Genomic DNA, 23,674 nt, shown 5'->3' with positions numbered 1-23,674 from the left:
GCCCTGGCTGACGCAAGAGACTTCATAATCCTTCTGGGACTCGTTGAAGTTCTTGCACAGCGTCTGAACGACGCGTTCCAGATCGCCCGACAGGCCGAACCAGAAATCGAACTTGGTCGGAGCAGCGGCAGCAGGCAAAGCCAGCGCTGCGCTCATGACGCCGGCAGCGGCGGCCGAAATGTAGTTTTTAAGTTTCGACATAATCCCTATTTCCTTTTTGAAAGCTCGGAACCGGTGGCCTTGCGCAAGTCCGCGGTAGCGGCGTTATAGACAAGCTGTGTGACAGTTTGTTGAGGCCAAGAATCCCGCATTGCCGGGCATTTCCGGCCGAAATCAGGGATTTCGGGTGGCTGATCTTTGAACGATCAAGCATTTGAGTCAATGCTAATCAACGCGCGCGATATTGGCTGGTTCGCGGCGAGCTCGTCGCATGTTCGCGAGCCAAAGGCTGGCTTGCTTGCTGCCTGCCCAAGTGGTGATGCATGATCGCTTCGAGGCGAATCCGGAAAAGCATGGGAGGAGGGGCGATGGATCTCAGTGAGCGGCAGAAGATGGCGGCGGGGGAATGGTATTGCTGCTTCGATCCCGAACTCGACGGTTTACGCTGGCAGGCCCGGGAAGCCGTGCATCAGCACAATACGATGCCGCCTGTCGAACGCGGCAATCTCGGACCGGCTCTCGCCGCACTCCTTGCCGGTGCCGGCGAGAATGTTTTCATCGAGGCGCCGTTCCATTGCTCCTATGGCATCAACATCTCGCTCGGCCGGCGGGTCTATATGAATGCCGGCTGCACCATTCTCGATAGCGGCAGGGTCCACATTGGCGATGGCAGCATGCTGGGACCGGGCGTCCATATTTATTGCGCTGAGCACCATAAGGATTCTGAGCTGCGCGGCGCGGGCATCGAAATCGCGCGGCCGGTCACCATCGGCAGCAGCGTCTGGATTGGCGGCGGCGCGATCCTTGTCGGCGGCGTGACGATCGGCGATGGCGCAATCATCGGCGCGGGCTCGGTCGTAACCAGGGATATCGCAGCCGGCACGACCGTCGTCGGCAATCCAGCCCGCGCGATCGGCGCAAGGAGCGACTAGTTTGCCGGACGGCGCTTCTTGGCCCACCAGACGGCGAAGCGGCGCCGCCAGCGGCGAACCAGAGGCATGTCGTGCGAGAGCACGATGAAGCCCAAGGGCAGCATCCAGAAGCCGAGAACCGGCAGGAAGCCGAGCAGGCCGCCGAAGATGAGGGCTACTCCCACACCCAGGCGGGCAAGGCGCGACTGCGGCAGGGGAATTCTCACGGAGCCGAAAACAAGCTCGCGCGTTGAGGGATCAATGCCGAAACGGCGGGTTTTCCGGCCATTTCGATCGGCATTTTCGGTCGTTTGGCGTTGATCGGTCATCCACAGGAAATGGTGAGGCGGGGAAATAATGCAAGAGAATTCGATTTTTTTGAAAAAACCGCTTGGCAAATCGAGAAAGCATTTGTAGAAGCCCACTCACACCGCGCCAAGCGCATTCCCTGGTAGCTCAGCGGTAGAGCATTCGACTGTTAATCGACAGGTCGCCGGTTCGAATCCGGCCCGGGGAGCCACTTTCTTCAAAAATATTACGGCGCAGCAGATAGTGGCGACAGCGTCGCCGTTTCGCTGACTGATGGTCATCGTCTCGTGCAGATGGATCGGCTAGCCTCTGAACGGCCGAAGCTTTAGCAGCGCAGTTTGGCAGTTTTATTGCACATGCTTCGCGCCGGTAATTTCTCGACCTTTTGTCTTTCATCCATATTTCACCGGAAAACCGTTCTCATTGCCTGCGTTTCCGAGTCGTGGCAGGATCGCCGCGCTCGTTGGACCGGCATGGGACCGCAAGGGAAGAGGGAGATCTGACATGGTGGAGAATGCAGTCGCTGAGAAGGCGGATCCGCATCGCATTTCGTGGGCGGGATGGGCGCTCACGGCGATCGTGACCGTTGTTTTTGCGACCGATGCCGCCGTCAACTTGTTTTCGCCCGCCACGCTCACGGCCGAGATGACTGCAACCGGATTTTCGGCCAATCAGGCAGGAGTATTGGGGCTGATCATTCTCGTCTGTGCGGTTCTTTACGCCATTCCGCGCACGGCCGTGCTCGGTGCAATCCTGATGACCGGCTTTCTCGGTGGCGCGATCTGTACGCATTTCCGCCTCGGAGAAATCGGCTCGCCGCCACAACTTATCAGTTTGCTTCTCGGGGTCATGGCCTGGGGCGGACTTTACCTTCGCGACGAGCGCATCCGCCGTCTCCTGCCCATCCGCTCCGCGATCAACTGAAAATCGGCCACGCACATCATTCATCGTTTTTTGCACTGCAATAACAATATCTTGCATTGCGTTTTTCTGGTCTGGGCAGTGTGAATGGTAGCGGGCTAATGAGAATGTGCCGATAAGATACAGCCGGCAGTCTCCAGCCGTCATAACCAGCGGCTTTCCTGCGGATATATGTGGTATTTCTGAAAAAACTAGTTCAAGGTAGGGTTGCTCTCACAAGCGTGAGAACATGTTCATATCGTCAAGCGAAAACGCAATACGGCGCGTGAACATACATGCGCGATCCGCGCAGCATAGTCCCCCAATGCTTTAGAGGTTCGACATGAAAAACTTGATTCTTGCTTCTGCAGTCGCTCTGGCATCGGTCTTCACCTTCAGCGTGGCGTCCGAGGCCGCTCCGATGCATCATCGCCACTACCACGGCCATCATTATCATCATCACTGCTATATGAAGAAGGTGAAGCACAAGGTTCATGGCCGTTGGGTCGTCCGCAGGATACGCGTCTGCCGCTGAGCGATAGACGGTCGGAACTGGCGCAAGCTCCCTTTTTGAAACGAGTCCGCCGCTACCGATATCTCAGGTAGCGGCCGTATTATTTGAGCATGGTTCGAAGGGATTTTATCTCTGCCTTGCGGCTCGGCGAGCAAGAGTCGCTCATGACGCCATCGTCGCTAGGAAATCAGGGTCGAAACTCGAATATTACGCCGCCATGATGCCGACGATAGTAGCGACGATCGTCTCGCCATCTATCGTCCCGCCATCTGTTGTCCCAATGACGCCGTTCCCAGCGGCGCTCCCGCCAATGACGGCGATCATGATCGCGATCGCGCCAATAAGGCCTGCGGTCGTAATCCGGGTATCTGCGTGTTCCGCGTTCCTGCACCAGAATGATGTTCGAAGCCGTCGATGAGCCGCCACGCGAGGCAGACGTGGCGGGCAGGGCAGCCGATAATACGGAACCCACGGCAAGCGCGGCGGTCAAGGCGATGGAAGCGAGATGTTTCAAGGCGGTAACTCCATATTCAGCCAGGTCCCTTTCAGCGATAAACGCCACGATGACGACAAGGTTCCCCTCTCCGGTTGATCGGGAAGCCTTGTCACATGCGTGCTGATTGCAGGATGGCTTTGCAATTTTGAGGAGTTGCCGTCAAAAAAGGGGACCGGCAGGGAAAGCCGGACCCCTTCCTTCTCTGATCGGAGGTCAAGTCAGATCAGGTCAGAAGTTGCGTTCGAAGCGAAGAATGCCGGAAACGGTATCGTCGTGGGCATAGTCATAGTGAACGTAGGTCAACTCCGGCTCGACTAGGAGATCCTTGACCGGGTTGAACTTCAGGTTCGTCGTGGCTTCGAAGATCTTCGAGTCCGAGTAGGCGAGCTGAACGTTCCACTTCAGCTTGTCGTTGAACGGAACGCCGACGCCACCCCAGACGGCCCAGTCGCCCCAGCCGCATTTGGATGCATTGACGGTGCCGTTCGGCGCCGTGCAAGCGGAGACGTCCTGGTTGGTGCCGGCATACTTGTTCAGCTTGTCGCCGTCGGTGTTCCAACCGCCCATCAAGAAGGCCGTGAATGCGCCGAAGTCGGCATCGATGCGAGCCTTGATGGCGCCTTCTTCGACGATCGAGTCGTAACCGCCGACGACCTTGAAGCCCCAGGCACCGGTCTTGTAGCCAAGGCCTGCGACGACATCAGGAGCGTAGTGGTTGGACTTGTCGTCCGTCCACCAGCTTGCGCCATAAGATGCCACGCCGTCCGAGGCCGAGTTGCTGTCTTCGAGCGAGACCACGGCCGTGAAGCCGTTGCCGGCATCATAGTTGTAGGTCAGCTGGTTGAGTTCGTACGGGCCGTCATAGATCACGTCGTCGTTGATGACGTCGCCGGCGTAACCGATATAAAGGTTGTAGGCCGAGTCCTTCTTACCGACGGTGAAGCCGCCGAGGCTGATGTAGGACCACAGCAGGTTGGTGGAGGTAGAGCCGCCGTCGTTCCAGTCCCAGCGGACAATGGTTTCAGTCTTCAGCGGACCGTATTCGGTGTCGGTTGCGGTGTCGACGTTCAGCTCGGCGCGGGTGTGCCACAATGTGCCCTGGTGGTTGGCGCGGTTGTAAGCATTGTACCATTCACCTTCGGTACGAACCTTACCGCCGATCTTGAGGCAGGTTTCCGTGCCTGGAATGAAGAAGTAGCCAGCACCGTAGGCGTCGCAGATGCGGACGTATTCGAGCGGCTCCGGCTCAGCAGCGACAATAGCGTCAGCCGCATGAGCACCGGAAACTGCTACGAGTGCAGCAGCGGAGCCGAGAAGAAGGCTCTTGATGTTCATAGTAACTCCAATCTTTCTCGATTGGGCATGAGATATCGCGCCGAAAAACGACGTGCCCAACCCCATCCCGTTCATGTTCCCTATTCAGTAGGTGCGAAGTAATAAGCTTCGCGAACTATTTCCTGAACCCGCTTCGCTGATTTGGCAAGATACTAAGAGTTACGAACTATATGCGTGCTACTTGAAAGCGGGCGTTGTTGCAAAAATGACGCAATTCGTTGATCGGGACCGGCTGGGCTGCGTTCGGGCGAGGGAAATATGCAAGCGGCAAGATGCAAAGAGGAGGGGCTGCTGCGGTATGATCGTTGTCATACCGCACACCAATTCCGGCCGATCGATACGGGCGACCACTCTGGCCTCTTATAAAATCGAGGCTTTGAGCCGCGATTGCCGCAATGATTCTCCAAGAAAGAAATCGGAGAAAGGGCGTTTCCCAAGCTGGCCTGGCTGTGGTGCGTCCGACGACATTACTGGGGGCGTAGTCTCGTCGGACGCGGCACTGTCCGGTTCGGGGGTGGCGTCCAAACCGGTAGCACTGATTTTAGCATCTACCGCAGGTACCTATAACCTACCTGAATGGACTGGCGCCCCAGGATAGGGCTCCCCGGAGAGTGGGTGGACTATTCCGGCGATCGCCTCCCGGTCCGAGGCATCACGGAAATGATGGGTAGCATCGACGGATGTCCGTCATATCTCATAGTTGCGCGGCATCGTCGGGTTTGGCTGGCCGCAGCAGGAGCATCTCGAAAATCTCAAGGTCTCGTTTGAACGATCGGATGGTTGTTTACGGTTCGCAATGCGATGGGAAAGCCAGTTGCGCGGGAAGGCACCACTTTAGAAATCGAAGAGGACATTTTTCAAAAATTGCCTCTTGCGGTTTTCTTTGGATCATTCTAAATCCGCGCCACCACAACGCAGATTGTTTTCGGATGGCCTCGTGGCGGAGTGGTTACGCAGAGGACTGCAAATCCTTGCACCCCGGTTCGATTCCGGGCGAGGCCTCCATCGACTTTCGCAATAATATCAGCGACTTAGGTGGCATGTCATTCGATCGATTAGCCGGTTGCGTGTCGCATCTTCTTGCACGAAATTTTCAAACAATTTCAATAACGTCGTGAAAATGACGGCGAATCCATGCGACATGCATTGCAACATGCCTGCGAGGAGGCAATGCTGTGACCGAATACACATCCGACGGGAAACCAGTTACCGCTGAGCGCATCGAGCGCGCATTGGATCGCCTTGCGGAAATCATCGTTGAGCTTGGACGCGAGGGTCGTGAAGCCCTCCCAATTTACCGCCGGCTGAAGGACGAGCTTGCGAAGGTGCGGGACGAGGAAGCGGAAATGGAAGAGATTCGCGAACGTGTGCGTCTCTTGCAGGAGCGGCGCCGCAAATGAAAACGATCTTCCTGCTGATGGCCCAATACGACGGAAGAGTCATCATCCCCATTGACATGGTCGCACAGGACTTCTTCCCTCACCTTACTCTCGCAAAATTCCTGCGAAAGATCGGCAACGGCGACATTGTTCTTCCGGTGGTGCGAATCGAGGCTAGCCAAAAAGCTGCGAAGGGCGTCCATATTCAAGACTTGGCCGAATACATTGAGAAGCGGCGAGCTGCGGCCCTGAAGGAGATGAGACAGCTCTCCGGCGCCTAGGCGGAAGTTGGACGTGGTAATCTCGAGTGGTGGCGACAACTATTGCCATGCAACATTTCGGATAAGCCGATTCCGTCGGCCTGCCTGCGCCGGGCGATACGGCGCACGGAAAAACGAAATGGTTGATATCGATAGAACGAAATTTGCGGGTGGCGATAGCGTAAAGCCGCGCTCTGGTGGAGCGTTGGAGCGCATGCGGTATCTGAACCGCGATACGCCCGGTGTCGTCCTCGCGACGAGATACGACGGCAACAATGGTCACGGGATAATGGTCCAATGGCCAGACGAGGAACCTGCGTGGAGCTTTCAATCAGTGCATCAATTTGACCCTGCCTGACCGGTCCTTCTGCGCCGTGCTCATGCGGCGCGGTTCTCGACCAGGCTGAAAACGATCCGCGCCAATCCATCCGGCCGAACGCTGCTGACCTCAAAGCGGCGCAGGTCGTCGGTTTGGAGGCGGTCGCCCTGTCGCGCCTGGCTGGCTTGCGGGTAGCGGACCCGATCGACGTTCAATTCGATTGAGCTGCCGGTGACGATCGTCTGCAAATCGTTTCCGGTGCGGTCGCGCTTGCCTATTTCGACGGCCGGATATGTTGGCATCTCCTCCAGCACACCTTTGCCTTCCCATGCTTCGCGATCGGGATCGGGGCCATAGCGGCCGTTCGGTGATTTCTTCGCCGGCTGCACTTCGAACCGAATGGCGAACGTGCGATCGACTTGCCTGCTCGTGAGGCGGTCCAGGCGGTTGAATAGCGACATCACGGTCTCCCTCAAAGATATGCCCGGAGGTTTCCGGCCTCCGGGCTCGCCTCCACCCATTAAGGGATGGGCTGGCTTGTGGGGCGATTGTTCCTGAATCATCAAGATCGCCGGCTCGATGCCCCGCCAGCGTGAACTGGCGGGGAAGCGCGAGGCGTTTGGCGCCCCGCATTGGGATTTCATCAGGCGCCGGGGTTGCGATACCAGCCGCGGTGATCGGTCCAGCCGGCTCCGAAGTCGACCGAGACCTTGATCTCGACGCCGTCGATGTTGAAGCCTTCCTTCGTGAAGAACTGCGGCCCCTCCGCGCCCTCGAGATAGGCGTATTCGAGCGACGGCACATAGGCAGGGTTCGCCACGAGATACCACGGCGTGGCATCCAGACGGCGATCGACAACAAGCTGGAGCTTGCCAGCGAACGGGTTCACGTCATTGCTGTTCGTCGGCTGGATGGCCGCGAGCAGCTTTTCGGCCTTGGTCTGAAGTTCGAGGCCGACAACGAGAAACGCCGGAACAACGTCGATCAGCTCGCCGGCAAGGCCGGTCTGGCGTCCCATAGCGAGTCGTGCATCGCTCAACGAGTCTTCATCCAGCACAGCGCCGGCCGTGGCGAGGTTCTTGTGGTCCGCGTGGAAGACTGCCTTGCCATCAGTCAGCTTCGGATTCGACTTCACCAGATTTGCGAGAATGTCGGCCTCCAGGCGGGCTGCCGACAAGCCAAGCTCACGGCTCACGTCTGCGAATGCGCCAAGATCGTCGTTGACGATCATCTGGCGGGTCATACCGAAAACCTTGCCCCAGGTCGAAATGCGGTAGCCTTCGGAGCCTTCGCTAAATGTGCCGCGCTTGAACTCACCATGCTCGTTGACCTTCTCCAGATCGGAGAAGCCGCTGAGGCGTGCGGTGGTCTTCAACTTGAAATCCCGTGCGGTCGACTTCCGAGCGATTGCTTTGACAGCCGAAGGCACGGACGCATAGGCGGCGCCAAGCACGGTCTGTCCGACGGTCGAAATTACCTGGCTGTAGTCGCTGGTGGTGTGCAGGGCACGCTGGACCACTTCGCCCGCGGACATGCCATGCGTGCTGATGCCGTGGCCCTCCAGGCTACGACGTGCAAGCTCGGGGAGCGTTAAGCCGACGAACTCGCGGCTCGCATCTTGCGGCTTGTGAGAGGGATTTGCGCGAACCATGAGCGCGTCCGCCATCGCCTGCTGGCGCGTCTGCCCTCCATTGCGCCCCTCCGGCATAACGGAATGCGGGAAAGTCGGACTCTGCGACTGGCGTTCTGCGATCGCTTCCAGCGCGCGGGCGCGGAAGGCGTCAACAGTGGTGCCGTCTTCGATGGCTCGTTCCAGCTCTTCCTCGCCAATACCTGCGAGTCGGGCGATACCGCGAATCTCAGAGGCGCGGCGGCGCTCATTGATGATGTTCGTCGGCGCCTGCCGCTGCTGCTGCTCCTGGCGCTCGTTTTCGATAGTCTGTGGCATTGCAGTTTCCTTTTCGTGTTGAAGTGCGCGCGTGGTCGCAGCCGGGTCAGCCGGAATCGATACGATGGACAGCTCAAGGGGCGTCCAGCGGGTGGCGCGAATGGTGGGAAGGCCGCCGGCCGGCGCTTCGGTTTTTTCGAAAGCGTCGATCCGGTAGCCGACGCTGGCGCCCAGCACATGACCGTCTTCGAGATCGCGGAATAGCGCCTCGCCTCCGGCGTTACGTGAGATCTTGGCAGTCACGATTGCCGTGCCGCGCTCAATGCGAAGGCTCCCGGCCAACACCGAACCCAGGCGGGCAGAAAGCCCGGTGTAGACATCGTGCTGGTCAACAAGCGCAAGCGCGTCCAGCCGGGTGGTATCGATCGCTGCCTTGGTGACGTTCAGGATCTCGATATAGAGCCCTTCCTCCCACGACCGGCGGCGAACCTCCGACTCCGTGGCGAGCACGATATCGACCGTGCGCGCTTCGGCATTGAACGACGAGAGCTTGCGGTCGGCTCGCGTCTGCATTTCATCGATCTGCTGCGGCATCAGGCGGCTTCCTTCGCGATCTTCGCCTGCAGACCGTCCAGGCGTTCCTTGGCGCGTTCGACGACCTCGTGGAGTGGAAGGACCAGCGAAAGCGGGAACGTCGTGAGAACGGCTTCCAGGTGCCTATGCGTGGTGCAGGACAGATGAAATTCCGGTTCGTCGCCTCTGCGGCAGAAGACGATCCAGCAGCGGCGCTCCGGCCCGCATGAGCAATGCCGCATTTCGTCATGGAGTCCGGAGATTAGCTTTTGAGCGACCGGCGTGGTCATGCCGAGCGAGCGCGCTTCGATCACGGTGAGGATCTGCAGCGCATCGAAGTCGGACAATGGCTTACCAGCTACCGGGAGAGCCTGCGCAATGCGGCTGATATCGACCTCAGTCGTTGCGGCGGCGCGTGCCAAATCAGCTTGTCGAATGTTCATTTTCATTGCCTCCGGTCGAGAACGCACAGAGAACATATCATCGCGTATCGTGATGTGATAGGCATTTGTTATCGAAAATCATAATGTGCTCATTCTGATCAGATCCGGAGCCTCGATAATGACAAGCCGCACAGCAACGCTTCGCCTACAGCTCGTCGACGCCGTTAGCGGCCCATCCAAGAATGCGGCGGGTTCGCTCGGCGTGGTGGACACTGCGATCTCTCGCCTCGGCAAGCGCGGGTCACCGGAAATCCGCCGGCTTGTGAGGGAGCTTGAGGGCCTGCAGAAGAAGGCGGGATCGATTGATGACTTCACGGCCAACCGCCGGGGCTTCAAGGATCTCGCCACGCAGATGGCGGCGGCACGGTCGAACGTCTCCCGCCTCGAGGCTGCCCTGAAGTCCGCGGCCAAGCCGACCGCGAAGATGAAGTCGGACCTCGAGTCCGCCAAGGCTGCGCTGAAGTCGACGACGCAGGCGTTTCGTGAGCAGGGTGTTGCTGTCCGCAATTCGGAGCGCGCCCTTGCTGCCTACGGCATTGCCGGCCGTCGGGGCATCTCCAGCTCGCAGCAGGCGATCCGCAACGAGATCGCCAAGACCATTCGCGAAATGCGCCGTCTCGATCGGGAGTCGCGCAAGCCCCCGCCGAAGCCGCCGAAGCAGCCACCGGGCCAGCGTCCTCCGGGCGGAGGATCTGAGTCAGGCGGGCTAGGGTCGGCGCTGCTTGGCGGCGCGGTCGCCAACGCCGGCAAGAACATCGCTCAGAAATCGTTCTTCTATGCGGTCGACTTCAACCAGGCGGCCGAATACCAGGCCGCGCTCGGCGACTTCAAGGGCGACGACCGCAAGGCGCTCAACCGGCAGGCCGAGAAGATCGGTGGCGACACCCGCTTCTCGAACGTCGACGTCGTCAAGGCGCAGACCACGATCCTTCAGCGCGGTATCCGCGACACGAAGACGATCATGGACCTGACTCAGAAGGTGACGGACTACTCGCTCGCCATGGGCGTCACGCTCGAGGAAGGTGCCGATGCCTTGACCGGCTCGGCGCTATCGAAGCGCATCGACCTGAAGGACACCGACAAGATCGGCAAGTTCACCGATTTCATGGTCTGGATGGCGAAAAACGGCGGTATGTCGAATGATGACGTCAGCCAGTTCGTCAAGTACGGCGGCGCCCCGACGACCGGTGCGCAGCTGCCAGACGAGTATATGGCTGCCATGGGCATGCTACTTCGGAGATCCGGCGTGCGTGGCGATGAGGCAGGCGTGTTCGCTCGGTCGGCTGCGTCCAAGCTGGTCGCTCCGACGAAGAAGGGCCGCGATGCTCTCGCTGCCATGGGCATCGACTACAACAAGTTCACTGCGGTGGACTCCATGAATGCCGAAGGCATCGGCATCATGATGAAGAACAACTTCGGGGTGCGCCTTACTGATGAGATGAAGGACCAGGTGAAGGAGCTCATCGACAACGGTGAGTTCACGGACCAGGACACCGGAGAGAACCGCTCCGTCATTTCGGATAGTGGCGAGTTCACCACGCAGATGAGCCAGATCCTCGGCCCTCTCTTCGCCGGCAAGGGTGGCAAGGTATCGGCTCAAGACGCCAAGGCCCTCTCGAAGGCCCTCAGCGACTACCAGAAGTATTCGGTGAGCAATGTCGATGCGACTGGTCTGCTCAACGCGATTGCTGGCTCCGACCCGACGCTCGGCAACCTGAATGCTTTCTTCACAGACAAGCAGGGTGGCCGCGCCAACATGATCTTCCAGCAGTGGCCCGTGTTCCAGGAGCTGCTGAATAAGATGCAGAACGTGCCAGGCGGAATCGCCGGCAAGATCGGTACCGAGGCCAACCAGGGCCTCTATGGCGACTGGACCAAGCTGACCGGTACCATCGAAACCGCGATGACCCGCATCGGGCAGGATTGGGAGTTCGCAACCAGGCCGCTCATCAACAAGACGAACGAGATCGTCGACGGGTTCATCGGCCTGTCGGATAGCACTCGTCGGCTCATCGAAGCCTTTGGCGGAGCGGTTGCGGTGTTTGCCGGCTATCGCGCATACCAAGCGGGTAGCAGCCTGTTCGGCCGGATGCTCGGTCTAGGTGGTGGCGCGGCCGGCGGCGCTGGTGCCGGCGCTGCTGTTGGCGGCGGTCTCATGACGATGCTGAAGGGTGGCGCTCGGTTCCTCGGCCCCATTGGGGCGGGGATCACCGCATATGGTGTCGCATCGGCAGCAAAGCCGGGGCTCGATGAATTTGCCGGCGTAATGGGCGGCAAATACTGGATGCCCAAGACCAAGGAAGACGCGGACGACCTTCGCCAGATGGCGGAGGAAAAGAGGGCCAAGATTGCGGAGATCCGGAACAACTCAGTTGTGCCGGAAATGGCCGCGACCCTGATCCAGCCGCTTCAGACGGACCTCGACATGCTCGAGGCGCGTATCCGGGCCTTCGATCAGATCAACGTCAAGCCGAATGTTGACCCCAGCTCGATCGACGCCGCGCAAGCGAAGGCCGACGCGCTGAAGGCAACTCTCAATGGTCTTGGTGGGGCCGTCAGATCCGAAGGGAGCGGCGGCACGACGGCAACCTCGTCAAGCGGTCCATCCTTCGGCGGTCCTCGCGCACAGGGTGGTCCCGTCAAGGAAGGCGTCACCTACCCGATCGGTGGCCGCGGCGTCGAGCTCTTCACGCCAGGAGCGGACGGCTACATCACGCCGGCCGGTCAGGCAGGCGGCGGGCACAAGGTCGTCGTCCACCAGACGAATCACATCCATATTCATGGCAGCGGGGCCTCGAACGATATCGATAAGCTGACGAGCGCCCTCGATCGACAACTCAACCGTTCTGCGCAGACGGCCTTCTCATCGATCCGATATGGCGATGCCTGAAATGCGAAGGGGCGGATTTGAGAAGAGATCATTTCATTCGCTTCCGGCATCGTCCGCCCCCTTTGCGTATTCGATCGCTTGTGCCGTCGCATAGGCGATATCCTCCGGCGAAAGCAGCTCCATCATCGGCGACAGGCTGTCGGCATGAAGTTCTTGCGGCGTGCCCATGCCTTCGGGTGGGTAGGTATGGGGGACAAAGGTTCGGCTTTTCAGATCGTACTGCAGCGCAAGCCGTCGCCCGTCGCCTCGATTCAACAGAACGAAATAATACCCGAAGACGGTCGGCGTCGGCTCACCATCCCGCTCGAAACCGATGAGATCCGCCGGACCGAGTCGAAAAGTCATGCGGCGGCTCCTCCGTTCAGCGTCTTGCCGGCTTCCAGCTGTGCTACCAGCTCGCTCAATTGATCCGACAAACGAAGGCGAACGTCATCGGTGATCCGCTCGATACGACGCCGTTCGGTCGCGTCATTCGTGATCCTGGCAGGCATGCCGCCCAGTGTTGAAATGAACATGCCAGTCAGCCTGTCGACGACGTCCATCGCCTCTTCGAGGCTGATCAGGCTCCGATCTCGGACGGCGTTCTCGACCTCGAGTCGACGAAGGCGCTGCTGCCTTATCGGCTCCACGGTCGAATCCTGCCGCGTTTCCAGGCTTACGCAGTAGCCCGCCACGCTTTGCGACAGCCGATAGCGTGCACGCTTGCCCCGCGTGACGATACCCTCGGATGCCAATTGGCGCACCCGCCGCTCGCTGACGCCGATCACCTCTGCCAGCTCCTTGGCTGACACCTCAATTTCATGAATTTCCACGACTTACCTCCAAAAAAACGGAAACGGAAATGCGATTCATTTTCGCTGAAATCGCTCAAAGCGTGCGCTGCCGCCGACCCGCGGTCGAGGGGGTGCGCCTCGAAGAACCTAGAGCCGCCGAGTGGTGGGGCCGATGTATGGGACCGTCCGTTCCCACTTGTCCTTCAGTTCAGCCTTTGCACGTTGTGCGTCAGCTTCAGACCAGAACATGCGTGACTCCACGGTCTTTCCAACGTCGTCGATCACGACGACTCGGTAAATCGGCATTGGCTCAGCACGTGGCGCTCTGGGTTGGCCGGCGTCATCGATGATGATGGAGCCCTCTTTGACCGTGATAGTGGTTAAGCTCGATACGACGCGTGTCATTGCAGCACCCTCCCGTTCTCGCTCCGCTCCGCGAGTGCCATGCGCTCTTCGACCTCTGCCTCGGTCAAATGTAGCGATTTCACTTCGATGGAGTCTTCATCTCTGCGCATGAGAGCAAAGCTCGCCTGCGGTGCGTTGAGTTCGACGACCAAATTTGTGCCATTCCGCATGCGCAGGCCTTGGGCGACAAGATCAACGGAGATGACTGCGAATTTCGGGACGGTCATGCTGCGCCTCCCTTGAGCTTTTCGATCAGGTCCATGCGGCGCATTTCCATCGCTACTGCGTTCTCGAAGTCGACGAGTGCTAAACCGATAAGGACGGGCGCGATCTGCGCCTTCGTCATTTGACGGATCATGTCGTCTGTGATGCGATTCCAATAGGACTCCCTGTCTTTCCCCTCGCGCCGGCGCATTAGCTCAGCGACGTGCCGGATTTTGCCGACACGTTTGGCGGTAGGGAACGGTATGACCGTCGCCGTGGGCGTCCATTCCAGGAGATCAAGCTGCATTGGCTTCACCCCCCATGGTAGATCTATATGGGTCCGATGGGAGCGACTGTGAATCGTTCGATTTCGGGTTTGCAGTCCGACCAGAGCGACTGTTGCCCCTAATTTCATCCATTTTTGGTGCAGGAGCGTCCGATGGGTAGGACTGTGTGTCCGATGGATGCGACTGTGCTTTTTTCTCGGGCTCCCATCGCATGAACTCTTTCGTCGGGAGTTCGCCCGTGAGGTCGCAGGTGTACTCGGTCAATCTCCATTCGGTGGCCGTTCGATTTTTGATGTGAAATGCGCTGGGCTTGCTCTTGGCGATGAACCCAACTGCGACTAAGCGATTTAGTGCGCGGTTGGCGGCATCACGCCCCATACCGAGCTCGTCCCCTAGCTCGCGGCACCCGAGACCGATACGTCCGTTATTTTTACCGTCATACTTCCACTTGACCTCCAGATAGGCGATCCGCTCGACCGGTGTCAGCGCCTTCCAGGCAGCGCTACGCTTCACATACCCGTCGAGCATTACGAACTTGGATTTGCCTTTGCGCTTGTGACGGTTGCTCATGCCACTCTCCTACAGACTGCGGGCGGCCTGGAGATCTTGGAAAGGAGGTATAGGACTTGAAAATCATGAAGACCGACGGCAACTTCGCCCTTCACTTCATCTGTCAATGCCCACAACCCGCCCCGCCGGCTAGCTTTTAGGCCAAGGCGCTCTGCTTGGCGTCGGATCTTGCGATCGTCGGCAACTGCGCGGCGAATCCCAAGGCCGCAGCAAGTGCGCCACACGCGATTGAGGTTGATCATTGGCGAGCCTCCACGACCTTCACCGGCACGGTCAGCGTAAGAGCTAGGGCGTCGACCCGCTCTTGGATCTGTTTGGCCAGCAACTGAATTTGGCGGGCAGCGGATCGTGCACCGACTTCGGTGGCATGCCCGACGGCAGCGGGCTTGGATAAGGCTGCGATGGCCCCGGCAAGATCGTCGATTTCCCCGAGGCGTTCGAGATCTTGGTCGGAAGCGAGGGTGGTCACGGCAGCAGGTCCGTGAACCGGGGTAGATAAGTCGAGACCCTCATGCATCATCACATGCCCTCCATAATTGCTTCACGGACCTTCTCGGGGCTCCAAGTCCACCGACCTCCTATCTCCTTGGCGGGAATCTTCCCCTTAGAGACAAGGTAATGCGTCTGACGCTCCGTTTTTCGGATGTACTTCGCCAGCGACTTGATGCCGTGCCGGATATCCAAGGGAGGAAGGTCGTCAGTGTCATTGTTGATATTTTCGGTCATTTTTTTGCGCTCCGTTAACGATTCATACATAAGACGGTAATACCACCTAATACGGTGATAGGGTTGACGTCAAGCGGGACCTAAGACAGTGATATGTAAATTTAGGAGTGTAGGTGAATGGCAAAAGCTGGCCGCGGAGATGACCAATATATGCTTCGGTTCCCCGAAGGCCTTCGAGAACGCGTAAAAGCTGCGGCAGAAGAAAACGGCCGATCGATGAATTCCGAGATCGTCGCACGCCTTGAGGAAAGCCTTGATAGCCGGATGCCGTCGAACCAGGCGCTGAACAAAATAAAGGACCTCGAGGGGCGGCTTGCCATCGTGACCGCAATTTCAAATGCTCGTCTCGAAACTATCGAAGCGTTTATTGGGGTGCTGGCTCCGACTGAGAAAGCGCGAGACGAGATCTGGAAGGCGATCCGCTCTGGTCACCTCCAAATCTCTGACAGACGGACAGAGGAAGAATAAAATGTCAGTTCGCAGACGCAGTTGGACCACGCCGAAAGGCGAGAGCAAAAGCACCTGGGTCGTCGATTATTTCGACATGGCGGGCAAGCGGCGCTTGAAAACCTTCCGTCTAAAGAAAGAAGCTGACCAGTTCGCCGCGACAGCAACCGTAGAGGTTCGAGAAGGCGTTCACGTTGCCGACTCAGCAAGCGTTACGGTGGAGAAAGCCGGACAGTTCTGGATTAGCTCTGGTGAAGCGGCTGGGCTGGAGCGCTCGACGATCAACCAGCGTAAGAATCACCTGGATAACCATATCGTCCCGTTCATCGGGCAGATGCTGTTGTCGAAGCTCACCGTGCCGGCCGTGCGTGATTTTGAAGACCGTCTGCGGAACGAGGGACGATCACCGGCTATGATCAAGAAGGTGCTGACATCGCTCGGCTCGATCCTGTCAGATGCCGGCGAACGTGGCCTGGCAATGCGCAATCCAGTCCGTGACATTCGTGGGAGTCGGAAGGGCCGTGACAGGCGCCAGGAGAAGCGTCTGAAGGGCCGTCTTGAGATCGGGCTGGACATTCCGACCCGCGAAGAGATCAAGGCGCTCGTAGCGGCCCTAGACGATCACTGGCGCCCTTTGCTGGTGACAGCGATCTTTACCGGCATGCGATCATCCGAACTGCGCGGTCTGCGTTGGCAGGACGTTGACCTGAAGCGGGGCCAGATAAGCGTTAATCAGCGCGCGGACCAGTTCAAAGAGATCGGCCCCACCAAGTCGGAGGCCGGCGTTCGGACTATCCCGGTGCCGCCGCCTGTCATCAATGCGCTGAAGGCGCACCGGCTAAAGCAGGCTGACAAGGCCGGCCTGGTCTTTGCTAACCCAAATGGCGAGCCCCGGTCACATACCAATATCGTCAACAAGGGTCTCATTCCGGCAATGGTTCGCGCCGGCGTGGTTATCGAGATCGGGAAGGATGTGAACGGTGCTCCGATCCTGAAAGCAAAATATACGGGGCTGCATGCGCTACGCCATTTCTATGCGAGTTGGCTGATCAACCGGAAGGAAGAGGGTGGACTCGGTTTGCCTGCTAAAATGGTCCAGGAGCGGCTTGGTCACGCCTCGATCGTGATGACCATGGACGTCTATGGTCACTTATTCCCGAGGGCTGATGACGGGACAGAACTAGCACAAGCAGCGAACATCTTGCTCAGCTGATTGCAACACGACCGCAACACGGCGCCAAATTTCGCTGTAAAAACAGTATCAGGTGAAAGCCTGCAAATCCTTGCACCCCGGTTCGATTCCGGGCGAGGCCTCCATCCTTCCCTTTGATATCGATAAGCCATTGAATTCGGCTCGCCTTTTTGAAGGTGTGGCAATCTGTTGCCGCTTCGCCTTCCTTGGCCACGGGCCGCGCCCCTTCAACTGCTTGATGCAATCCATTTGCCGGTCGTTCGGTGGGCATAGCTATCCAGACCGCCGTTTTGGATTGCGGTGCGTATCAGTGGCGAACTGTTCGGATTAGGTGGTCAGGATAAGCAAGGTGACGCCAAGCAGCGTCAGAGCTCCGAAAATTGGCAGCAGCATTTTCATTGTCAGCCGTGCGAGCTTTTTGCGCTCGCACGACGTCAGCGTAGACCACTGCGACTTCGGCAATTCCATAGATAGCCCCCCGCCATAGCGTCGCATTCGAAACTGAAATGACGCTTAAGGTACAGAGGAGACGGCATGTCGCAGACTGGCGGCGATAAGCTTGGGGAGCGCAGCTAAGTGTCGTGGCGATTATCGCGTCCGGAAAAAGCAAAAGCGGTCCAGTCTAGGGAAAAAAACTGGGCCGCCTTTCGCTGGACTAGAGATCAATCAAATTCAGCGTCCTAATTATAAGTTTAGCTTACTAATTGTCAACAGGAATGAAATGTGGCGCGGCCCGTGGCGTGGCCGAGCAAAGGCATTGTTCCACGCGCCGGCATGCAGGGAGTGGGATCTTTGCCAGGGTTCAATTGCTTATACGGGTTTGAAGGCGCCGCCGCAGGCATCAAGGTGCCTATTCCTCGAGGCATGGAAAGGCGAATTTGTAGGAGCGTGCAATCAGCGAGCTGGCAGGCCGCTCCAGCTGCCATGAGTGCTCAGCCATCCACTTGCAGGCGATCGCCGTTGCCTTTGCGTTGCTGAGCTCGGGCGGTAGGCAGAAGGCGCCGACGAACTGCTGAAGGTAGCGCTCGTAACGTGACGAGTTCTTCGGCGTCTGCTTGGTGGCGCGGATCGTCAGGTTTTTCGTCCGCTGCGCTTCGTCGAGAATGCCCTGTATATAGACCGAGGCAAGCGTGCGATCTTCTTCGCACCATTCGTCGAGCTGTTTGCCGGTCACGACGTGTCCGATGATGGGTGCTGCCTCCTTCGGCGCTTCCTCGCTCAATGCGGTCTGGGGCAGGAGGAGGAGAAGCGCAGCGACAGGGAGCGAAAGCTTCATTCGGAAACCTACATCATGGAAGAAAGACTGGCAGCCAGGAAGACCACAAGCGGCAACGAGGTCGCGGCGAAAAGAACGAGAGAGACAGGCATCCCAGTCACCTTCTATTCGAATTTAGTCTTAACCCGAGGGACTTCGGGCCGGAAGGTTGATCTGTGACCACACTCAGGCGGTTCCAGGTTACAAAGCGTGGTCCTGCGAAGTTAACATTTTGCTAACGGATGCTCCGATCTGAAGCATGGCGAATACGCGCTGTCGTAGGCGACGGGCTTTGTCGAGAGGTTCGGATCCGCATTTCAGGGCGCCGATTGTTGTGCGCGGGCGACGCCTGGCCATGAATCTCCGCCCCTGTTGCCGCAATGCCTTGAAAGCGTGGCGTCAGGCGATTAAGACACGCGTAACAGAAAGTAGAGCAGGCCCGTTCGGGCATGAAGGGCGCAAGAGGATAAGATGGATTTCGAAGCAGCGCGCGTGAAGATGGTCGAGAACCAGATCCGGACGACGGATGTCACCTCCCATTCCGTGTTGAACGCCTTTTTGACGGTGCCGCGCGAAAATTTCGTGCCGGAGAAGTCGAAGGTCCTGGCTTATATCGACAATGACATCGAGATCGCCGCCGCTGCGGCTGGCAAGCCGGGCCGCTTCCTGATGGAAGCGTCGCCATTGGCAAAGCTCCTGCAGCTCGGCGTTATCACCAAAGAGGACAAGGTTCTCGATGTCGGCTGCGGCACAGGCTATGTGGCCGCTATCCTGTCGCTGCTTGCCGAGAAGGTCGTTGCCCTCGAGAGCGATGAGGAACTTGCCGCCCAGGCCAAGGCCAATATCGCCGCACTCGGCTATGACAATGTCACTGTTGTCACCGGCGAGCTCGAAAAGGGCCATGCCGGCAACGCTCCCTATGATGTCATTTTCATCGATGGCTCGATCGAGCAGCTGCCGCAGGGACTGCTCGACCAGCTCGGTGAAGACGGCCGCCTGATCACGGTCATCGGCTACGGCCATGCCGCCCGCGCCACCGTTTTCATGCGCGAACGCGGCGCCTTCTCGGAAAACGTCTTTTTCAATGCATCGATCAAGCCGCTGCCGGGCTTTGCCAAGGCCAAGGAATTCGTATTCTGATTTTCAGAACGATCTGATGATCCAGCTTGCGACAGGCGCTTCCGGGCGCCTGTTTTTTATTGTCGTCGCCTGTGGCAGAATCGCAGGCAGCGGAGCGATTCGTCGTGGTCGTAACAAAACTGTGCATCACCGGGTTTAGTGCTTTGACGGTGATTTTTTTCCCGAGGGCAGTCATCTAGGGTGGCCCTGATTCGGGTACCGTGTTGGCGAGTTTCCGGTCGTTGAATATGGAAAACGGGGATGAATATGGCTCAGCCAAATGTAGTGCGTGAACCGTCCATGGAAGAGATTCTGGCATCGATCCGCAGGATCATCGAAAGCAACGAACCCGTGGGCACCAAGCCGATTTCCTCGTCTCATCTTGCCGCTTCCAACATGCGCGACGACGATATTCCGCTGACCGTGGATGAAGAGTTCGCTGCCGCGGATCGAGCCCGTGCCGCCGAGCAGGATCCGCGTTTCATCGCCGCAAATTCGCAAATGCCCGTTGCTGAATCGGATGGTGCAGGTCGCGGCCTGTCACTGGCGGATGTCGCAGCGCGTGTGCGCGCCGCTTCCGAGCGCAATGCCGCCGCATTGCTGAATGCCGGGCGCGAGGTCTCGCAGCCGCGTGAACTGCCGCCGGCCATGGCCGCGCGTCTTGCCGAAGTCCATGTCGAGCCGATCGCCGATGTGCCGCTGCGGCACGCCATTACCGATATCGCCGCGCCGGTCGCGCCGGTCGCTCCGTTGGCCACGCAGGCTACGGTAGAAGTCGGTGTCGAATCCGAAATGGAAGAATTACAGCCGCCCGTCGCTGTCCCTGCGCCCCAGATGGGCGCACGTCAGGCAGAGACACTGGTTTTCCAGGCTCCGGAGCCGACTGCAACCGTTGTGGCTGAAATGGAAACGTCCTTGCCGCCGGCTCAGGTCGTGTCTGCGCCGCCGCTGATGTCTGATGCAGCTGGCGCGCAGGTTACCCGATCGTTTGAAGAACTTGCAGCCATCGTCGACGGCGGCCCGCGCCGCTCCCTCGATGAGCTGGCTCAGGAGATGCTACGGCCGATGCTGCAGGAATGGCTCGACGATAACTTGCCGACCCTTGTCGAGCGTCTCGTGCGCGAAGAAATCGAACGAGTGGCCCGCGGCCAGCGCCGCTGACAAGCCTGAGCTTCAGGTAACCGATCCGCCGCTCCGGGCCTCGGGGCGGCTTTTTTATTGACTTGCCCACAGCCATCCTATTTACAACCCGCATCATCCAATCCTCAAGATCCGGTCATAAAATGCTCGACAAAACATATGATTCCGCCGCCGTCGAACCGAAGATCGCCCAAAAATGGGATGAGGCCGACGCCTTTCGCGCCGGCGCGAACGCCAAGCCGGGCGCGGAAACCTTCACCATCGTCATCCCGCCGCCGAACGTGACGGGTTCGCTGCACATGGGCCATGCGCTGAACAACACGCTGCAGGACATCATGGTGCGGTTCGAGCGCATGCGCGGCAAGGACGTTCTCTGGCAGCCGGGCATGGACCATGCCGGCATCGCCACGCAGATGGTCGTCGAGCGCCGTCTCGCCGAACGCCAGCAGCCGGATCGTCACAAGATGGGCCGCGAGGCCTTCATCGAGAAGGTCTGGGAATGGAAGGGGGAATCGGGCGGCTTGATCTTCAACCAGCTCAAGCGCCTCGGCGCCTCCTGCGACTGGTCGCGCGAACGCTTCACCATGGACGAGGGCCTGTCGAAGGCCGTTCTCGAAGTCTTCGTTACGCTCTACAAGGAAGGCCTGATCTATCGCGACAAGCGGCTGGTCAACTGGGATCCGAAGATGCTGACCGCAATTTCGGATATCGAGGTCGAGCAGCACGAGGTCAACGGCAATCTCTGGTATCTGCGCTATCCGCTGGAACCGGGCGTCACCTATCAGCACCCGGTTGCCTTCGATGACGAGGGCAAGCCGACGGAGTGGGAAACGCGCGACTATCTCGTCGTCGCCACCACTCGTCCCGAGACCATGCTCGGCGATACCGGCGTCGCGGTCAATCCGAGCGACGAACGCTACAAGTCGATCATTGGCAAGCATGTCATCCTGCCGATCGTCGGCCGCCGCATCCCGATCGTCGCCGACGAATATCCGGATCCGACGGCTGGCACGGGCGCGGTCAAGATGACGCCCGCGCATGATTTCAACGACTTCGACGTCGGCAAGCGCCGAGGTCTGCGCGTCGTCAACATTCTGACCCCGGAAGCCACCATCACCATCAAGGACAATGAGGACTTCCTCGAAGGTCTCGATCATCCGGCCGCTCTGCACGGCGCTTGGGATGAGCTGGAAGGCAAGGACCGCTTCGAGGCGCGCAAGATCATCGTCCGCATTTTCGAAGAATCCGAATTGCTTGACAGGGTCGAGCCGCACAAGCACACCGTTCCGCATGGCGATCGCGGCGGCGTGCCGATCGAGCCGCGCCTGACCGAACAATGGTATGTCGACGCCAAGACGCTCGCCGAGCCGGCGATCGCCTCCGTCCGCGATGGCCGCACCAAGCTCGTCCCGAAGAGCTGGGACAAGACCTATTACGACTGGATGGAAAACATTCAGCCGTGGTGCGTTTCCCGTCAGCTCTGGTGGGGTCACCAGATTCCGGCCTGGTATGGACCGGATGGCCAGGTCTTCGTCGAAAAGACCGAGGAAGAGGCGCTGCAGGCGGCGATCCAGCATTATCTTTCGCATGAGGGGCCGATGAAGGCCTATGTCGAGGATCTGCTGGAGAACTTCAAGCCGGGCGAAATCCTGACGCGCGACGAAGACGTGCTCGATACCTGGTTCTCTTCCGCGCTCTGGCCGTTCTCGACGCTCGGCTGGCCGGATGAGACGCCGGAACTGGCGCGCTACTATCCGACGAACGTCCTCGTCACCGGCTTCGACATCATCTTCTTCTGGGTTGCCCGCATGATGATGATGGGCCTGCATTTCATGAAGGATGAGAACGGCGAGCCCGTCGAGCCGTTCAGCAAGGTTTATGTCCACGCGCTGGTGCGCGACAAGAACGGTCAGAAGATGTCGAAGTCCAAGGGCAACGTCATCGATCCTCTTGAACTGATCGACCAGTACGGCGCCGACTCCCTGCGTTTCACGCTGGCGATCATGGCGGCGCAGGGCCGCGATGTGAAGCTCGATCCGGCCCGCATCGCCGGCTATCGCAACTTCGGCACCAAGCTTTGGAACGCAACGCGATTTGCCGAGATGAACGGCGCCAAGAGCGATCCGCATTTCGTGCCGGAAGCCGCCGAGCTCACCGTCAATCGCTGGATCCTCACCGAGCTGGCGCGTGCTGAGCGCGACGTTACCGAGGCGCTGGAAAGCTTCCGCTTCAACGATGCGGCAAGCGCGCTCTACCGCTTCATCTGGAACCAGTTCTGCGACTGGTATCTCGAACTGCTGAAGCCGATCTTCAACGGTGACGACGAGAACGCCAAGGCGGAGGCGCAATCCTGCGCTGCTTATGTTCTCGAAGAAACCTACAAGCTGCTGCATCCGTTCATGCCCTTCATGACGGAAGAGCTTTGGGCCCATACGGCAGGCGAAGGCCTGATCTGCCACGCCGATTGGCCGGCGCCTTCCTATGCGGACGATGTTGCCGCCGATGAAATCAACTGGCTGATCGACCTTGTTTCCGGCATTCGTTCTGTGCGTTCGGAAATGAACGTGCCGCCGGCAGCGACCGCCCCGCTGGTGGTCGTCGATGCGAACAGCCTGACGCGGGAGCGCCTGTTCCGCCACGACGCTGCCATCAAGCGGCTGGCGCGCGTCGAAACGGTGTCGCTCGCCGATACCGCCCCGAAAGGCGCGGCACAGATCGTTGTCGGCGAGGCGACCATCTGCCTGCCGCTCGGCAGCCTCATCGATCTCTCGGCCGAAAAGGCACGCCTTGAAAAGGCGATCGCCAAGAACGACCAGGAGATCGCACGCATCAACGGCAAGCTTTCGAACGAGAAGTTCGTCGCGAATGCAAATCCTGATGTGGTCGCCGCCGAGCGCGAGCGTCTGGGTGAACTCGAAGGGCAACAGGCGAGCTTGAAGGTGGCACTGGGGCGGGTCAGCGAAGCGAGCTGAGAAAGAAAGAACTGAAGGGCATCGCGATCTTTCAGATCTGCTCTAAGCTCTTGATATTGTGCATGTTGTAATCGCAACGCAGCGGTATGCCTTTGCGCAACACGCTTTCAGATTTGGTGAAAGGCACGCGGCTTACGTCGCGTGCCTTTCTTGTTTGTTTCTTTGATTCGATGTCGCTCAACTGGGCTGTGCGCTCTGATCCACCGCC

The 23,674-nt window shown here is 59.0% G+C and carries 27 protein-coding genes, 2 tRNA genes and 1 pseudogene; 14 read left to right on the top strand and 16 right to left on the bottom strand.

What is annotated here, in order from left to right; all coding sequences use genetic code 11:
• Window positions 1-201, bottom strand: a pseudogene (locus tag ACPYOP_RS26775) (extracellular solute-binding protein); the annotation flags it as partial.
• Between the two features lie 326 nt (window positions 202-527).
• Here ACPYOP_RS26775 and ACPYOP_RS26770 point away from each other — a divergent pair.
• Entirely contained in the window at window positions 528-1,091 is a 564-nt protein-coding gene (locus ACPYOP_RS26770) for a sugar O-acetyltransferase (protein WP_481413289.1), read from the top strand.
• On the opposite strand, the gene ACPYOP_RS26765 is transcribed toward ACPYOP_RS26770, so the two are convergent.
• Window positions 1,088-1,399 carry a hypothetical protein gene (locus ACPYOP_RS26765; RefSeq protein ID WP_481413288.1) on the bottom strand — a complete coding sequence of 104 codons (312 nt, stop codon included), beginning with the start codon at window positions 1,397-1,399 and terminating at the stop codon, window positions 1,088-1,090. The two genes, ACPYOP_RS26770 and ACPYOP_RS26765, sit on opposite strands and share 4 nt — an antisense overlap.
• Window positions 1,400-1,515: 116 nt before the next feature.
• On the opposite strand from ACPYOP_RS26765, the gene ACPYOP_RS26760 reads away from it, so the two are divergent.
• From ACPYOP_RS26760 to ACPYOP_RS26750, 3 genes are all read left to right on the top strand, one after another.
• Window positions 1,516-1,590 (top strand) — tRNA-Asn (locus ACPYOP_RS26760).
• A 293-nt stretch (window positions 1,591-1,883) separates the two neighbouring features.
• Complete coding sequence (locus tag ACPYOP_RS26755) at window positions 1,884-2,303, top strand: DoxX family protein (RefSeq protein WP_481413287.1); 420 nt, start codon at window positions 1,884-1,886, stop codon at window positions 2,301-2,303.
• 319 nt (window positions 2,304-2,622) lie between these two features.
• Window positions 2,623-2,814: a hypothetical protein gene (locus ACPYOP_RS26750; protein WP_481413286.1), complete on the top strand. Its 192-nt coding sequence runs from the start codon at window positions 2,623-2,625 to the stop codon at window positions 2,812-2,814.
• Between the two features lie 703 nt (window positions 2,815-3,517).
• On the opposite strand, the gene ACPYOP_RS26745 is transcribed toward ACPYOP_RS26750, so the two are convergent.
• Entirely contained in the window at window positions 3,518-4,624 is a 1,107-nt protein-coding gene (locus ACPYOP_RS26745; RefSeq protein ID WP_481413285.1) for a porin, read from the bottom strand.
• A gap of 931 nt (window positions 4,625-5,555) precedes the next feature.
• Here ACPYOP_RS26745 and ACPYOP_RS26740 point away from each other — a divergent pair.
• The 4 genes from ACPYOP_RS26740 to ACPYOP_RS26725 all read left to right on the top strand — a co-directional run bounded on the left by ACPYOP_RS26740 (window position 5,556) and on the right by ACPYOP_RS26725 (window position 6,621).
• A tRNA-Cys gene (locus tag ACPYOP_RS26740) sits at window positions 5,556-5,629 on the top strand.
• A 170-nt stretch (window positions 5,630-5,799) separates the two neighbouring features.
• Window positions 5,800-6,024: a hypothetical protein gene (locus ACPYOP_RS26735; protein ID WP_481413284.1), complete on the top strand. Its 225-nt coding sequence runs from the start codon at window positions 5,800-5,802 to the stop codon at window positions 6,022-6,024.
• Window positions 6,021-6,284 (top strand): pyocin activator PrtN family protein, encoded by a 264-nt coding sequence (locus ACPYOP_RS26730; protein WP_481413283.1) that lies wholly within the window; start codon window positions 6,021-6,023, stop codon window positions 6,282-6,284. The genes ACPYOP_RS26735 and ACPYOP_RS26730 overlap by 4 nt, the downstream gene beginning before the upstream one ends.
• 118 nt (window positions 6,285-6,402) lie before the next feature.
• Window positions 6,403-6,621 (top strand): hypothetical protein, encoded by a 219-nt coding sequence (locus ACPYOP_RS26725; protein WP_481413282.1) that lies wholly within the window; start codon window positions 6,403-6,405, stop codon window positions 6,619-6,621.
• A gap of 20 nt (window positions 6,622-6,641) precedes the next feature.
• Here ACPYOP_RS26725 and ACPYOP_RS26720 read toward each other — a convergent pair whose 3' ends face one another.
• The 3 genes from ACPYOP_RS26720 to ACPYOP_RS26710 all read right to left on the bottom strand — a co-directional run bounded on the left by ACPYOP_RS26720 (window position 6,642) and on the right by ACPYOP_RS26710 (window position 9,486).
• Entirely contained in the window at window positions 6,642-7,043 is a 402-nt protein-coding gene (locus ACPYOP_RS26720; RefSeq protein WP_481413281.1) for a hypothetical protein, read from the bottom strand.
• Window positions 7,044-7,225: 182 nt separating this feature from the next.
• Window positions 7,226-9,064: a prohead protease/major capsid protein fusion protein gene (locus ACPYOP_RS26715; protein ID WP_481413280.1), complete on the bottom strand. Its 1,839-nt coding sequence runs from the start codon at window positions 9,062-9,064 to the stop codon at window positions 7,226-7,228.
• On the bottom strand, window positions 9,064-9,486 hold the full coding sequence (locus ACPYOP_RS26710) for a hypothetical protein (RefSeq protein ID WP_481413279.1): 423 nt from the start codon (window positions 9,484-9,486) through the stop codon (window positions 9,064-9,066). The genes ACPYOP_RS26715 and ACPYOP_RS26710 overlap by 1 nt, the downstream gene beginning before the upstream one ends.
• A 118-nt stretch (window positions 9,487-9,604) precedes the next feature.
• On the opposite strand from ACPYOP_RS26710, the gene ACPYOP_RS26705 reads away from it, so the two are divergent.
• Window positions 9,605-12,376, top strand: a complete 2,772-nt coding sequence (locus ACPYOP_RS26705) for a phage tail tape measure protein (protein ID WP_481413278.1) — start codon at window positions 9,605-9,607, stop codon at window positions 12,374-12,376.
• A 33-nt stretch (window positions 12,377-12,409) separates the two neighbouring features.
• On the opposite strand, the gene ACPYOP_RS26700 is transcribed toward ACPYOP_RS26705, so the two are convergent.
• The 8 genes from ACPYOP_RS26700 to ACPYOP_RS26665 all read right to left on the bottom strand — a co-directional run bounded on the left by ACPYOP_RS26700 (window position 12,410) and on the right by ACPYOP_RS26665 (window position 15,341).
• Complete coding sequence (locus ACPYOP_RS26700) at window positions 12,410-12,721, bottom strand: hypothetical protein (RefSeq protein WP_481413277.1); 312 nt, start codon at window positions 12,719-12,721, stop codon at window positions 12,410-12,412.
• The gene (locus ACPYOP_RS26695; RefSeq protein WP_481413276.1) at window positions 12,718-13,188 is read right to left on the bottom strand and encodes a hypothetical protein; all 471 of its coding nucleotides are present in this window, start codon (window positions 13,186-13,188) and stop codon (window positions 12,718-12,720) included. The genes ACPYOP_RS26700 and ACPYOP_RS26695 overlap by 4 nt, the downstream gene beginning before the upstream one ends.
• A gap of 108 nt (window positions 13,189-13,296) precedes the next feature.
• Window positions 13,297-13,554 carry a hypothetical protein gene (locus tag ACPYOP_RS26690; protein WP_481413275.1) on the bottom strand — a complete coding sequence of 86 codons (258 nt, stop codon included), beginning with the start codon at window positions 13,552-13,554 and terminating at the stop codon, window positions 13,297-13,299.
• Window positions 13,551-13,781: a hypothetical protein gene (locus ACPYOP_RS26685; protein WP_481413274.1), complete on the bottom strand. Its 231-nt coding sequence runs from the start codon at window positions 13,779-13,781 to the stop codon at window positions 13,551-13,553. Before ACPYOP_RS26685 ends, ACPYOP_RS26690 begins: the two co-directional genes overlap by 4 nt.
• On the bottom strand, window positions 13,778-14,065 hold the full coding sequence (locus ACPYOP_RS26680; RefSeq protein WP_481413273.1) for a DUF6074 family protein: 288 nt from the start codon (window positions 14,063-14,065) through the stop codon (window positions 13,778-13,780). Before ACPYOP_RS26680 ends, ACPYOP_RS26685 begins: the two co-directional genes overlap by 4 nt.
• Window positions 14,055-14,615, bottom strand: a complete 561-nt coding sequence (locus tag ACPYOP_RS26675; RefSeq protein ID WP_481413272.1) for a hypothetical protein — start codon at window positions 14,613-14,615, stop codon at window positions 14,055-14,057. The genes ACPYOP_RS26680 and ACPYOP_RS26675 overlap by 11 nt, the downstream gene beginning before the upstream one ends.
• 238 nt (window positions 14,616-14,853) lie before the next feature.
• Entirely contained in the window at window positions 14,854-15,135 is a 282-nt protein-coding gene (locus ACPYOP_RS26670; protein WP_481413271.1) for a hypothetical protein, read from the bottom strand.
• The gene (locus ACPYOP_RS26665; protein ID WP_481413270.1) at window positions 15,135-15,341 is read right to left on the bottom strand and encodes a DNA-binding protein; all 207 of its coding nucleotides are present in this window, start codon (window positions 15,339-15,341) and stop codon (window positions 15,135-15,137) included. Before ACPYOP_RS26665 ends, ACPYOP_RS26670 begins: the two co-directional genes overlap by 1 nt.
• A 117-nt stretch (window positions 15,342-15,458) precedes the next feature.
• On the opposite strand from ACPYOP_RS26665, the gene ACPYOP_RS26660 reads away from it, so the two are divergent.
• Both ACPYOP_RS26660 and ACPYOP_RS26655 read left to right on the top strand, forming a co-directional pair.
• A complete protein-coding gene (locus ACPYOP_RS26660; RefSeq protein WP_481413269.1) occupies window positions 15,459-15,809 on the top strand; it encodes an Arc family DNA-binding protein in 351 nt (116 codons plus the stop codon).
• Window position 15,810: 1 nt separating this feature from the next.
• A complete protein-coding gene (locus tag ACPYOP_RS26655; protein ID WP_481413268.1) occupies window positions 15,811-17,001 on the top strand; it encodes a tyrosine-type recombinase/integrase in 1,191 nt (396 codons plus the stop codon).
• A 306-nt stretch (window positions 17,002-17,307) separates the two neighbouring features.
• Here the strand turns inward: ACPYOP_RS26655 and ACPYOP_RS26650 are convergent, their stop codons facing one another.
• Both ACPYOP_RS26650 and ACPYOP_RS26645 read right to left on the bottom strand, forming a co-directional pair.
• Window positions 17,308-17,448 (bottom strand): hypothetical protein, encoded by a 141-nt coding sequence (locus tag ACPYOP_RS26650; RefSeq protein ID WP_481413267.1) that lies wholly within the window; start codon window positions 17,446-17,448, stop codon window positions 17,308-17,310.
• Window positions 17,449-17,830: 382 nt separating this feature from the next.
• Entirely contained in the window at window positions 17,831-18,256 is a 426-nt protein-coding gene (locus tag ACPYOP_RS26645) for a Rap1a/Tai family immunity protein (RefSeq protein ID WP_481413266.1), read from the bottom strand.
• A gap of 450 nt (window positions 18,257-18,706) precedes the next feature.
• Here ACPYOP_RS26645 and ACPYOP_RS26640 point away from each other — a divergent pair, with 450 nt between their 5' ends.
• From ACPYOP_RS26640 to ACPYOP_RS26630, 3 genes are all read left to right on the top strand, one after another.
• Window positions 18,707-19,375, top strand: coding sequence for a protein-L-isoaspartate O-methyltransferase family protein (locus tag ACPYOP_RS26640; protein ID WP_481413265.1), 669 nt, complete (start codon window positions 18,707-18,709; stop codon window positions 19,373-19,375).
• 246 nt (window positions 19,376-19,621) lie between these two features.
• A complete protein-coding gene (locus tag ACPYOP_RS26635) occupies window positions 19,622-20,515 on the top strand; it encodes a PopZ family protein (protein ID WP_481413264.1) in 894 nt (297 codons plus the stop codon).
• 122 nt (window positions 20,516-20,637) lie between these two features.
• Window positions 20,638-23,466 carry a valine--tRNA ligase gene (locus ACPYOP_RS26630; RefSeq protein ID WP_481413263.1) on the top strand — a complete coding sequence of 943 codons (2,829 nt, stop codon included), beginning with the start codon at window positions 20,638-20,640 and terminating at the stop codon, window positions 23,464-23,466.
• The last annotated feature ends 208 nt before the right edge of the window (window positions 23,467-23,674 follow it).

The organism is Rhizobium sp. KNZ2-6A, from assembly GCF_056755475.1.
Note: the sequence above shows the minus strand (reverse complement) of the source record. Positions and strands in the feature narration are given on the sequence as shown.